Genomic DNA, 12151 nt, shown 5'->3' on the forward strand with positions numbered 1-12151 from the left:
GTGTAAAATCAAACGGGTATTAGGGCCAAGAGAAAAAGGGCTCCTCGTCGGGAACCCCTCTCTGACTATGTCGGCGGTCAGACTCGTTGAAGGATGTATTGCGTTCGCGGGTGATGCCCGTAGCTGACACTGAGGTTCTTTTGAATCACTTTCAGGCCAACACTGGAAGCGCACTTCTCGACCTGGTTCGGGGTATGGCGGATCGGGTAGATCTTCAGAGAGTAGTCACCCATGAAGTGGTCAGTCGAAATGCGGTAGTCGGATACGGCATCGGTCAATTCCACAATGATCACGCCGCCAGTGTTCAACTTGCTGGCATAAGGTGAAAGAAACTCTGTTAGCAGCTTTTCCCGAAGTTCGTCGGAAGTGATTCCGGAGTGCAATTGCTCGTTTCCGTAGTTACCCATCCAGGCAGAGAAAACCCAGTGCATGGCGGTAATTACGTCATAGCCTTCGTGTTTGAAGGTGGGAGCGAATCCATCAGCCTGGTAGAAGTCAGCTTTGTAACTCCCCATCTTGGCAATCGAATTGGCGACATCAACACACTCATCCAGATAGTCGAAGCCACTGACATGCTGGAACCCTTGGTCTTCAAGATGGAGCGCCATGATTCCCGTGCCACAGCCTGTCACTAGGATGCGGGAGTCTTTTTTGAATCCTTTGATGATGTAGTCGAGAGCAAAGTTCGTGAGCGGGTCATGGTCGCCTCGCTCATATGCTGTATAGAACCACGATGCCTGTCCGTCGATGACGGCAAAGCCCTTATCCTTGATCAGCTTCTTGATCGCGTTTTTTGGAACTTTACTTTGCGCATGGGAAGTTTTTGGCTTCGCCCGGCGAATCTCGACACCTAGAAAATTTGCTGCAGTGTTCTTTACAAAAAACTTGAGATCACTTTTCAAACAAATAAGCGCATCTTTCATATAGCCGTCCTAAATCCTTGGGGCGTTAATACTGAAATGGCATGCTTATGTATCAGCGTCGATACAAGTGGTCGCGAGAGACTACCAGCAATTTCACCCTCGGCCAATTGCCCACCTGTGGCGCCGCAGAGGCGCAAGGAAAGCCCTGAAGCTGGTCCGCAGATGGTGAAACCAGTGGAACCGGTGGTCATAGATGTCCATCATCTTGGCCTTTGGTCCGCGTAAGGATTGTCAGGCGCTGGTCGAAGAACGAGGTGGTTTGATTGGGGGCGGCGTGAGTAGGAAGGTGCATTACCTGGTGGTCGGTAGCGTGGGTAATGAGCAGTGGCGCCACAGTAATTATGGAACGAAGATCATGAAGGCAGTGGAGTTGCGGGAGGCGGGAGCTTCGATTGCCATTGTGAGTGAGGATCATTGGCAAAGGATGCTATTTGCTTGAGGTTGCTTCGTTTGTAGTTTTCTGGGGAAGTTAGCCCTTTGTCTTGGCCGGCAGATCGTTGGTGGGTTTGACGGCGTCATCGCGAGCAGGCTCGCTCCCACGGATCTCAGTGTGTGAACAAAGAGTGGACGTTCCAGAAACAACAAAGCCCTCGTATTTCTACGAGGGCTTTGTTTTGTATGGTGCCGGCACCAGGAGTCGAACCCGGGACCTACTGATTACAAGTCAGTTGCTCTACCAACTGAGCTATACCGGCGTGTTAGGGCGACGATTATAGCGATTGGGTTGGTTCTGTAAACCCCTGAATTCAGACTATTTTTGCGCGGGTGTCAGGCCAGCCCCGCGGACGCTTCTGCGGAGCTGGTCAGCGAAGCATTACACGCCGTTTTTGACCGCGTTGATCAAGTCCTGGCTCAGCACCTGCGCAGGTGCCACTTGCACGCTTTGGGTGTAGAACGGCGGCAGGTTCTGGGCCAGTGTCGACAACGCTTGCGGAGTGGTATTGCCCGGCAGCAACACGTATTGCAGGTTGGACGGATAGCTCTGCGGCACGGGGCCTTCCATGGTCGAGCCGTACGCACCGAAGGTCATCACGGCTTGCGGCGTTGTTGGGTCGGGGGCGTAGAGGAAGACGAAGGTGCCGTATTTCGGATGCGTCAGGTATTGCGCGGCTTCGGTGCGTACGGCCGGGTCGGGGTCGTTCATCAGGGTCCAGCGCATGACTGCGTAGCCGCGGGTCGTTTCCATGAACGCTGTACGAATCGGCGACTCCTTCTCGGCGCCACCCAGACACACCAGCAAATTACCGAACGGATCGATCAGCGCCACTGAGTTGAATACCGGGGTTTTCGGGTTGGGTTGCGCAGTTTTCAGCAGCGGCGGGGCCAGTTCTGCGCCGGGATCGCGCGGGTTCTTCGATTGCACGGTCAGTGCAAACGGACTGAGCGCCGTGAGTGCCTGGCGCACTTTGCTGTTGGCCGGCAGGGTGGCCGGGTTTTTTAATTGATCCGGTGGCAGACCGCTGTTGTTGCTGGCCTCGCGCACGGTGTTGACGCTGGCGGAGAAGATCGAACTGCAGAGGAAGTACGCTGCCGAGTCGATCGTTTGGTTGGCAAAAACAGGACTGTTCGAGCCCTGATAGGCGCGGCTGACCGGCGCTGCAATGGCGTAATAACCCCAAGTGTCCTGCGCCTGCTGGCGGATTTTCGGCGGCAGTGACGGAAAGTTGAACTGGCTGTTGTAGTTGATGCCCGCGTAGTCATCGATCGCACTGACGGCGACGTTGAATCCTGCGGTCAGTAGCGAACCGGCGCACATGGCGCATGGGTCGAGCGTGGTGACGACGGTCAGTTGGCTGGGCGGTGGCAGGTTCAGTGGCGCAACGTTTTCGTAGTACCAGTCCACCAGCTGTCGCTCGCCGTGTGCGGTCGGGTCATGGGGTAGAAAGTAGGTGGTGCCACCGCCAGGAAAAGGCATCAGAACATTGTTGTGCAATGCGGCGATGACCTCGCCCGTTGCGTTGTTGATGATGGCGCCGCCCACCGCGAAAGTTTGCTGCAGTGCAGCGTAAATGGCTTCGTTGGCGACGGTATCGACGGCTTCCTGTGCACTGTTCAATGTGCTCATGTTTTCCCAGCTCCTTGCTGTCCCTGACATCAGAGAATTCTGACGCTTGGCAAAGATAGTCGAGGATTTCCAGGTCGTTTATGTTCTTTTGGCTTAATGCTTATGCACAACGGGGCGTTCGGTGCACGCGGTTAAGATCGAAAATGTGGATCCATTCTCATTTTCTCGCAAATGCCTGTTTTTCCGGTTTTTTATTCGGGTGTACGAAAATTGAACAGTTTAGTTTCAGCCCTGAAACAGGCGTAGATATTGGATCCACGATATTTCATCAACAGAGTTATCCACAGGCTGTGGCTGTTTAGGCACGTTCCGCCAGCAACAGGAAATTACGCGGCGTGAGTGGGGTTTCACAAAAAGTGCCGAGTCGAACGGTGTAACCCTGCTCGGCGAGAAAAAGTGCTCGATCAAGGTTCAGCCATAGCTCCAACGGGCGTCGGAAAATTCCGCGTAGCAGCTCCAGGTTGCGAACCTCTGCCAGTCGTTGCCAGCCGGCGGCTTCGAGCGCTGGCCAATCCTGCGAGCCGATTGTGGATAACTCTTTAAGTGCGGCCAAATGGTGGCAGTAATCGGCGAAGGATCTGTCCAGCCAAGTGCTTGGCAGTGAAGGCGTGGGCAGGTATTCATCAACGCCGCGCAGTTGTCGTTGCAGCAGGTCGAACGCCAGGCGCCGGGCCATGGAGGTGTCACGCTGACGTCGGACGCGGGCGCCCGCAGTGACGGTTTCGCTCATCGGTAGTGAAAGATCGTCGAGTGAAAGCTGTAGGTCGGAGCGCGAACCGACCGAGGAAACTGGCTGGTACGCAGGAAGACTGATCCTGTTATAGCAACACGGCGCAACAGCCATTTGCTTGCAGCCGGCGGCGCTGGCGAGCTGGATCAACCGCACATGCAGATCGCCACAGGCGTGCAGCGCGACAGGCGTGTGATCGGCGTTCAACAAAGAGGCGGCGCCAGGCGCGAGTACATCCTGCTCGACATGCAGCGCATGCAATTGATGACGCTGGCTGAGTATCTGGCCACTGAGGACCAATGCTGGATCGTGCTCAAGACAAGTGAGCAATTGACCGGGTTGCAGCAACCGTCGACCCAAGTGACCTTTGCCCGAACACCAATCCAGCCAATGCTTCGACGGCACCGCAAACGACAACCGACTGGCAAACGCCTCGATCTGCTGCCACTTGCGCCCCGGCACATCGACATTCAAGCGATGTCCGGCCGTCTCCAGCGCATGAGCCGGCAGCTCGCCCACAGATCCCAGTTCAAGGGACAACGCCGCCAACGAAGCAAACGGCTCCGGCGCATCCAGCAGACAAGGTTGGTTATGACTGGTTTCCGCATCTTCCAGCGACCGCCCGCGTAGCCATAAAGCCAACTCCGGGTAGGACGCTTCCCAAGGAAGCTTCAGATGAGTAAACGGTCGAGGCTTCCACAGCGCCTGATGCTCGATCAGAAAAGCATCCAGCGCCATGAAACGGGCGAGCAGGTCCTCGCCCGTCAGCACGCGGGAATCAACGCCCTTGGCAGGCATCGACGCGCAACCAGCGCTCCAGCAGCTTGAAGCCGCGAACCAGCACGTAAGCCATCAGCAGGTAGAACATGCCCGCGGCGAAGAAGATCTCCACCGGCAGATACGTCCGGGCAATGATGGTGCGGGCCATGCCGGTCAGTTCCAGCAGGGTCACGGTGCTGGCCAGGGCACTGGCCTTGAGCATCAGGATCACTTCGTTACTGTAGGCCGGCAGGCCGATGCGCGCGGCACGGGGAAGGATGATGTAGAACAGCGCCTTGGCCCGGGACATGCCCAGCGCCCGCGCCGCTTCGATCTCGCCCGGTGGAATCGCCTGAATCGCACCGCGCAGGATCTCGGCGATGTAGGCCGCCGTGTGCAGCGTCATGGTCGCCGTGGCGCACCAGAACGGATTGCGCAGGTATGGCCACATCGAGCTGTTACGGATCGCATCGAACTGCGCCAGGCCGTAGTAGACCAAAAACAGCTGAACCAGCAACGGCGTGCCACGGAAAAAGAAGATGTAGCCGTAGGGGAATGCGCGCACCCACCACAGGCGCGACGAGCGCGCGATGCCCAGCGGAATTGCCAGCAACAGACCGGCGATCACGGCGATGGCGACCAGTTCCAGGGTCAGCGTCGCGCCCTGGGCCAGTTTCGGTAGCCACTTGATGATGACTTCCCAGTTCATTGGGTGCTCCTCGCGAAGCCGCGAGCGGCGCGTTTTTCCATGAAGTGCATGCCGGTCATGGCGAGAATCGTCAGGCCCAGGTACATGAATGCCGCGACCATATAGAAGGTGAACGGCTGCTTGGACACGGTCACGCCGATTTGCGCGTGACGCATGATTTCTTCCAGGCCGATGACCGACACCAGCGCGGTGTCTTTCATCAGGATCATGAACAGGTTACCCAGGCCGGGCAGGGCGATACGCCACATCTGCGGCATGATCAGGCGGGTGAAGATGCGCAATTTCGACAGGCCCAATGCCACGCCTGCCTCACGGTGACCTTTGGGAATGGCGAGGATCGCGCCCCGAAACACTTCCGTGGCGTAGGCGCCAAAGCACAGGCCCAGCGCAATCACGCCGGCGGCGAAGGCATTGAGTTCGAGGTCGGGGTTGCCGAAAAACTCGCCGAGGGCACGCATCAGGTTGACCGTGCCGAAGTAGATCAACAGCACCCAGAGCAATTCCGGGATGCCGCGAACCAGTGTCGAATAAGTGCCGCCAAGCCATTGCAGCGGCTTGTACGGGGAAGTCTTGGCCAAGGCGCCGAGCAAACCGAGCACCAGCCCGAGACACAGGGCCGAGAGTGCCAGTTTCACAGTCATCAGCGCGCCAGCGGCGAGCGCCGGGCCGAATCCGTAGAGGTCGATAATCATGGATTTCTTTTCAAATCGCGGCAGGCAATGCCAGAGACTGGCACCGTCAGCGAACGGCGCCAGTCAGGCAGGTCAGAATCAATAGATGCTGAACGGGAAGTACTTGTCGTTGATCTTCTTGTAGGTGCCGTCAGCAACGATTTCTTTCAGCGCGGCGTTGAGCTTCTCGCGGATCGGGTCGTTCTTACGAACGGCGATACCGATCTTGTCGCTTTCTTCCACCGGGTCGCCTTTGAATTCGTAAGGTTTGCCAGCGTCGCTTTTCAGCCACTCGTAGTTGACGTATTTGTCCGCCAGGATGCCGTCCAGGCGACCGGAAGTCAGGTCGAGGTAAGCGTTTTCCTGGGTGTCATAGAGTTTGGTTTCAACGCCTGGCATGTTGTCTTCAAGCCAGGTGCCGGCCAGTGTCGCGCGCTGGGCGCCGATCACTTTGCCCTGCAGCGCATCCTTGTCGGTTTTGAAGTCGACGTCTTTCTTGGCGATGAATTGCAGTTTGTTCGAGTAGTACGGGTCGGTGAAGTCGACCGCTTGCTTGCGCTCGTCGGTGATCGACATCGAGGAGATCAGGAAGTCGAACTTCTTGGCGTTGAGGGCCGGGATGATGCCGTCCCAGTCGGAGGTGACCACGGTGCATTCGACTTTCATCTTGGCGCACAGGGCGTCGCCGATTTCCTTGTCGAAGCCGACGACATTGCCACTGGCATCTTTGTTGTTGAACGGCGGGTAGGCCGCTTCGATGCCCATCTTCAGGGTTTCGGCCATGGCACCGGCGCTGAAGGCCAGGGTGACGGCGGCTGCCAGGAAGACCTTTTTGTAGTTCTGCATGCGGGTAGCTCCGTTAGCGGTTGCTGGACATGAATTGTTTGCAGCGCGCCGAAAGCGGGTTTTCGAACACCTGCTGTGGCGATCCTTGCTCTTCTACCAGGCCCTGGTGGAGGAACACCACTTCGCTGGACACCTGACGGGCGAACCCCATTTCGTGGGTGACCAGCAGCATGGTGCGGCCTTCTTCGGCCAGTGCGCGGATGACATTAAGTACTTCCTGGACCATTTCCGGGTCAAGGGCGGAGGTGGGTTCGTCGAACAGGATCACCTTGGGTTGCATCGCCAGCGTGCGGGCGATGGCCGCGCGTTGCTGCTGGCCGCCGGACAGTTGCGCCGGGTATGCATGACGCTTGTCGGCGATGCCGACCTTGGCCAGCAAGGCTTCGGCAACTTCGATGGCTTCGGCCTTGCTCTGACCGAGCACCCGGCGCGGCGCTTCGATGATGTTGTCGAGCACGCTCATGTGCGGCCACAGATTAAAGTTTTGAAACACAAAACCAATCTCGCTGCGCAGGCGATTGATCTGCTTGCCGTCGGCCGCGACCAGTTCACCGTTCTTGGCGGCTTTGAGTTTGAGTTCTTCGCCGGCCACCAGGATCTGGCCCTGGTGCGGGTTTTCCAGCAGGTTGATGCAACGCAGGAACGTGGACTTGCCGGAACCGGAGGAACCCAGGATCGAGATCACATCGCCGTCGCGGGCGGTCAGCGAGATGCCTTTGAGCACCTCAAGCTGTCCGTAGCGTTTGTGCAAGTTGCGGATTTCAAGCGCGGGCGTGGCCTCAGCCATGTGCGTTCCTCATAGTGTTTCGCTCCTGCTGTTGGTTGGCCTTCCTGGCGAGGCGGCCAACCTAGCATAGCGTCTGAATGGCAGCCAACAGCGCTACGGGCGGTAAACGGGTGGCATGTGGCAGGTTGTCGCATCGGTACAGCAGACTGTCGCGCTGCTATCAACCGAACAGCCGTTTGAACCAGATGGGGGGCGGCTGTCCCGTAAAAAAGGGCGCGATGTTGCCAGCTTTGGCAGGGTGTTGGAAGCGCTAACCGGCCAAACGTTCCTGATCCGCACTTTTATTGTGCGCGGAGCATTTCCTGGGTGTGTTTCCGGTGCGCAGATTCGTTCCTTAAGTGAGTCGCAGGGTAACGCTCTGGCGAAGTGCCATTATTTTCAATGACTTGCGATGACTGTCCGGTCAGGTCGAGATCGCCGGATTAGAGAGTTTTGAAACATTTTGGCGCAATTATTGCGTGCAGATTCCGGAACGCCCCGTTGGTTTCTTTTTACAGAAGAGAATTCACGACGGGATGCACGCATTCGCTTTTCCTTACAAAGGTAGTTTCAATGAGCAATACCCAAAGCTCTAACGGCCTCGAACAGGGGCTCAAACCGCGTCATGTGACCATGCTGTCGATCGCCGGGGTTATCGGCGCCGGCCTGTTCGTTGGCTCGGGCCACGCAATCGCTGCAGCAGGCCCGGCCGTGCTGTTGGCCTACGCCGCCGCCGGTATGCTGGTGGTGTTGGTGATGCGCATGCTGGGTGAAATGGCGGTTGCCTCGCCAGACACCGGCTCCTTCTCGACATACGCCGATCGCGCGATCGGTCACTGGGCCGGTTTTACCATCGGCTGGTTGTACTGGTGGTTCTGGGTGCTGGTGATCCCGCTGGAGGCCAACGCCGCCGCAACCATCCTGCATGCCTGGTTCCCTGGCGTGGACATCTGGGCTTTCGCCCTGGTCATCACGATGCTGCTGACCGTCACTAACCTGTTCAGCGTGAAGAACTACGGCGAGTTCGAGTTCTGGTTCGCCCTGCTCAAAGTCGTGGCAATCATCGGCTTCATTGTTCTCGGCGTTCTGGCGATCTTCGGTTTCCTGCCGAACAGCCAGGTGAGCGGCGTTTCGCACCTGTTCGACACCCAGGGCTTCCTGCCAAACGGCATGGGCGCGGTACTGGGCGCTATCCTGACCACCATGTTTTCCTTCATGGGCACCGAGATCGTGACCATCGCGGCCGCGGAATCGAAAAACCCTGGCAAGCAAATCTCCAAGGCCACCAACTCGGTGATCTGGCGGATCGGTTTGTTCTACCTCGTATCGATCTTCATCGTAGTGGCCCTGGTGCCATGGAACGACCCGGTACTGGCCAGCGTCGGTTCCTACCAGACCGTGCTTGAACGCATGGGCATCCCAAATGCCAAGATGATCGTCGACATCGTGGTTTTGGTTGCTGTGACCAGCTGCCTGAACTCGGCGCTGTACACCTCGTCGCGCATGATGTTTTCCCTGGGCAAACGCGGTGATGCGCCGGCCGTGTCCACGCGCACCAACAAGAGCGGCACGCCTTACTGGGCGGTGATGTTGTCCACGGGCGCAGCGTTCCTGGCAACATTTGCCAACTACGTGGCACCGACTGCAGTGTTCGAATTCCTGCTGGCCAGCTCCGGCGCCATCGCGTTGCTGGTGTATCTGGTGATCGCGATTTCACAACTGCGCATGCGCAAACAGCGTGTGGCCCGCGGTGAAAAAATCGCCTTCAGCATGTGGCTGTTCCCGGGCCTGACCTACGCGGTGATCATCTTCATCGTCGCGGCCTTGACCATCATGTTGTTCCAGGATGCTCACCGCGTAGAAATTCTCGCGACCGGTTTGCTGAGCCTGTGTGTGGTGGCTGCCGGGTTGTTTGTGGCTCGCCGTCGTCGCAATGAACAGCTGATTGGCGCAGTGGCGCGCTAGGTTTACGTCCACTGTTGATGTCCCGAAAACGACCGCCATCAGAAATGATCGCGGTCGTTTTTGCTTTCATTCAGGGTTTTTATCGGTGGGCTCTCTGATGGACACGATGATGTCGAGATAGTAGCCTTCCCGTCAAATGTGTATCTCGCTGTTGCGGGATGCGATGGAGTTTCAGGACACGGATTGTTCGACGCCCCCAGCCTTCCTGGCTAAAGCCCCGACCCTTTTTTGCCTGCTCCCTCATCTGATGCGTGTCACAGATGCATTTGCGTGCGCCTGTCGTTTGCGCGGCAGTCACGAGCCAGCGCTGCATGGAGCTAGCCCGGCCATTCAGCCAACCCATTGGGGCATCAAGGAGAGACAGGCATGGCGTTTACATCGGTTGTGTTCAAAAACCCTAACACCGGAGCCATGAAGGAAGCCCCGATCGGCTTCTCGTGGACCGTGTTTTTCTTTGGCTTCCTGCCGCCACTGTTCCGTGGCGACATCAAGTGGGCAGCGATCATGTTCATCGTCGCCTGCTTCACGTTCGGCCTCAGCAACTTCGTGTTCATGTTCATCTACAACAAGCTGTACGTGCGCGACCTGATCGGCGCCGGCTTCAAGGCTCAGTCCATCGCCAGCGGCGACCTGAGCTACGCCAGTGCCAAGGTCGGGATAGAAATCCCGCGTCTGGATGCTGTCGCTGCCTGATTGTTGTTTTTCAGGTTTGCACAAAAACGGCCGCTGTCAGTGATGACAGGCGGCCGTTTTTGTTTCTGACGACCGTGCTTACTCGGCTTTTTCTTCCTGCGCGTCCAGCGACTGGCGATAGCTGTCCAGCGCATCGCCGAAGTCGGTGATGAACTGCGGATCGGTTAGCCAGGCCTGGGCGGCATCGCGGTCCATGCCGTCGGCCCACATGCGGTAGTCGATCAGCATGTCGGCGGCCAGGTGGGTGGCGGCCATGGCTTCGTTGTCGGCGTTTTCCATGTCCAGCAGTTCTGGATGGTCGCTGATGATTTGCGCGAGGTCCGACAGCAGCGTCAGCAGCATATCGCTGCGACTGGTGGCCTCCGCGTCGCGCATCTTGCTGAACATCGCCAGGGTGTATTCCGGGATCGGCTCGCCGATGTCGCCCAGGTCATCGTCCAGTGCGGCGGGTTTTCTGCCGTGGATATTGATCTGCCGGGCTTTGATCTTGGCGCGTTTGGCGCGTTTCTGTTGCTTGTTCAGGGATGCCATGGGAACTCAGTTCGGTTTCTGTTGGGTTTGGGCTGCGATGATGTCGGAAGCCGCTACATAGTCGGCCTGGAAGGCCGGGGATTCGATCCACGCCAGGGCGCCCGCTTCGTCGACTTCGGTGGACCATTGGCGATACTCGATCAGCGCGGCGAGGATGAAATCCATCGCGCCTTCTTCACCTTCCTGCTCGTACACCAGTTCCAGCAATGGATCTTCGAGGAACGCGACGCACATGGCTTGCTGACTGGTTTTTTCAGCGTCGATCATTTTCTTGAACAGTTCGGTGAGGTCCACCGATTCAAAGTCGATACGATCGTCGTTCGGATCCAGCTCGACCGGCGCAGCAGCCCGTTGGGTGCGGTTCTGCTTGGCCTTGGCTTTGGCGCGGGTGGCGCGTTTTTGCTGCTTGTTGGCGGAGGCCATGGGATTTGATCCGTCGTGCGTTAAAAGGACTCGCTGCGCGGTACTGTCCGCCCGGGGGTATCGGGGGGCAGATCGCCGTTTTGCAGCCAGGACAATGCAATGGGCCATAGTGTGGCTTGGTATGCGCTACGAAAAAAGGCGAAATGTCCGACTTCTGCTTCGCCGATGTCTTCGGGGGCGATTCGCAGGTGGGTGTTCGTACCGCCGCTGAAGTAGCGGAGCAGGCGCTCGATGGCTTCAATGGTGCCGTAAGGGTCGTCGGTAATGCTGATGGCGAGGGTTTTAGCGGTCATCGTCGCGAAGGGTAGTGCGCCGGCCCTGGCGGCGATGGCTCGACCGCTGGGGCGCGTTTCGTATCGGCCGGTGGGCGTGGCCCAGTCGCGAACCACTCCGGCAGGGGTGTCTTCCAGCCAGCCAAGGCGCTTTCCGGGAAAATATCCGCAGATCATCGTGATCAGCGGCATCACCACATGCCATTTGCCAAACATCCGCCAGCGATGAGCAGGCGCATAATCGCGCCAGTAAGCGAATTGCGCACCGACGGTCACCAAGCGCCGGATCACATGTCCTGAAGCGCCCAGGCCCGCTGCACAGCCTCCAAAGCTGTGGCCGACGACATCGATGGGCTGGCCGGGGAATTCACGCTGAGCGCGCTTGAGCATCGCCTCGAAATCCAGCGCGCCCCAGTCGGACCATGAAGCGTCGAGATTTTTTAATGATGCAGGGCGTGATTCGCCAATGCCGCGGTAATCGTAGGTGATGACGTCGAAGCCGTTGGCGAATAGATAATCGGCGAAGCGCGAGTAATGCCGGCAGCGGACGGAGGTGGCGGCGTTGATGATGACGACCGGGCGCGCAATGTCCTGAGCGGCGTGCCGCCAGGTGAAACCGCCGAGGATGAAACCGTCTGCGGCGGGCTCCTTGAACGGTTCGCCAGAAGCGGAGGCTGGCAGCGGCAACTCGATTTGAGTGGGGGCCAGTGACGTGTCCTGCTGCAAATTCATCGACTTCGGACCTTTGCGGGTAGCTGCCAACGATAGTCTTCACGCTGCTTATGAACAATCCATCCG

General features: G+C 58.0%; 13 protein-coding genes, 1 tRNA gene and 1 pseudogene. 4 read left to right on the forward strand and 11 right to left on the reverse strand.

Annotation, left to right across the window (positions count from 1 at the left end):
* Positions 1-77: 77 nt before the first annotated feature.
* Positions 78-923 (reverse strand): class I SAM-dependent methyltransferase, encoded by an 846-nt coding sequence (locus KJF94_RS27940; protein ID WP_214380213.1) that lies wholly within the window; start codon positions 921-923, stop codon positions 78-80.
* 202 nt (positions 924-1125) lie between these two features.
* On the opposite strand from KJF94_RS27940, the pseudogene KJF94_RS27945 reads away from it, so the two are divergent.
* Positions 1126-1362: pseudogene (locus KJF94_RS27945) on the forward strand (BRCT domain-containing protein); the annotation flags it as partial.
* A 180-nt stretch (positions 1363-1542) separates the two neighbouring features.
* On the opposite strand, the gene KJF94_RS27950 reads toward KJF94_RS27945, so the two are convergent.
* The 7 genes from KJF94_RS27950 to KJF94_RS27980 form a co-directional block, all read right to left on the reverse strand.
* Positions 1543-1618, reverse strand: a tRNA-Thr gene (locus KJF94_RS27950).
* A gap of 119 nt (positions 1619-1737) precedes the next feature.
* Entirely contained in the window at positions 1738-2988 is a 1251-nt protein-coding gene (locus tag KJF94_RS27955; protein WP_214380214.1) for a nucleoside deaminase, read from the reverse strand.
* Between the two features lie 298 nt (positions 2989-3286).
* Complete coding sequence (locus KJF94_RS27960) at positions 3287-4516, reverse strand: methyltransferase (protein WP_214380215.1); 1230 nt, start codon at positions 4514-4516, stop codon at positions 3287-3289.
* Entirely contained in the window at positions 4497-5186 is a 690-nt protein-coding gene (locus KJF94_RS27965; protein ID WP_214380216.1) for an ABC transporter permease, read from the reverse strand. The genes KJF94_RS27960 and KJF94_RS27965 overlap by 20 nt, the downstream gene beginning before the upstream one ends.
* A complete protein-coding gene (locus KJF94_RS27970; protein ID WP_214380217.1) occupies positions 5183-5878 on the reverse strand; it encodes an ABC transporter permease in 696 nt (231 codons plus the stop codon). Before KJF94_RS27970 ends, KJF94_RS27965 begins: the two co-directional genes overlap by 4 nt.
* Positions 5879-5956: 78 nt before the next feature.
* Complete coding sequence (locus KJF94_RS27975; protein WP_214380218.1) at positions 5957-6703, reverse strand: ABC transporter substrate-binding protein; 747 nt, start codon at positions 6701-6703, stop codon at positions 5957-5959.
* A gap of 13 nt (positions 6704-6716) precedes the next feature.
* On the reverse strand, positions 6717-7490 hold the full coding sequence (locus tag KJF94_RS27980) for an ABC transporter ATP-binding protein (RefSeq protein ID WP_007897462.1): 774 nt from the start codon (positions 7488-7490) through the stop codon (positions 6717-6719).
* Between the two features lie 115 nt (positions 7491-7605).
* On the opposite strand from KJF94_RS27980, the gene KJF94_RS27985 reads away from it, so the two are divergent.
* The 3 genes from KJF94_RS27985 to KJF94_RS27995 all read left to right on the forward strand — a co-directional run bounded on the left by KJF94_RS27985 (position 7606) and on the right by KJF94_RS27995 (position 10127).
* Positions 7606-7875, forward strand: a complete 270-nt coding sequence (locus KJF94_RS27985) for a hypothetical protein (protein ID WP_214380219.1) — start codon at positions 7606-7608, stop codon at positions 7873-7875.
* A gap of 167 nt (positions 7876-8042) precedes the next feature.
* Positions 8043-9434 carry a GABA permease gene (gene gabP, locus KJF94_RS27990; RefSeq protein WP_214380220.1) on the forward strand — a complete coding sequence of 464 codons (1392 nt, stop codon included), beginning with the start codon at positions 8043-8045 and terminating at the stop codon, positions 9432-9434.
* Between the two features lie 366 nt (positions 9435-9800).
* Positions 9801-10127: a hypothetical protein gene (locus KJF94_RS27995; RefSeq protein ID WP_214380221.1), complete on the forward strand. Its 327-nt coding sequence runs from the start codon at positions 9801-9803 to the stop codon at positions 10125-10127.
* Positions 10128-10205: 78 nt separating this feature from the next.
* Here KJF94_RS27995 and KJF94_RS28000 read toward each other — a convergent pair whose 3' ends face one another.
* Genes KJF94_RS28000 through KJF94_RS28010 form a run of 3 tightly spaced genes read right to left on the reverse strand, consistent with a single transcriptional unit; the run spans position 10206 to position 12085 of the window.
* Positions 10206-10658 carry a hypothetical protein gene (locus KJF94_RS28000; RefSeq protein ID WP_214380222.1) on the reverse strand — a complete coding sequence of 151 codons (453 nt, stop codon included), beginning with the start codon at positions 10656-10658 and terminating at the stop codon, positions 10206-10208.
* Positions 10659-10664: 6 nt separating this feature from the next.
* Entirely contained in the window at positions 10665-11081 is a 417-nt protein-coding gene (locus tag KJF94_RS28005; RefSeq protein ID WP_084318230.1) for a hypothetical protein, read from the reverse strand.
* A 20-nt stretch (positions 11082-11101) separates the two neighbouring features.
* Entirely contained in the window at positions 11102-12085 is a 984-nt protein-coding gene (locus tag KJF94_RS28010) for an alpha/beta hydrolase family protein (protein ID WP_214380223.1), read from the reverse strand.
* Positions 12086-12151: the final 66 nt, after the last annotated feature.

The organism is Pseudomonas hormoni, from assembly GCF_018502625.1.
Taxonomy (GTDB): domain Bacteria; phylum Pseudomonadota; class Gammaproteobacteria; order Pseudomonadales; family Pseudomonadaceae; genus Aquipseudomonas; species Aquipseudomonas hormoni.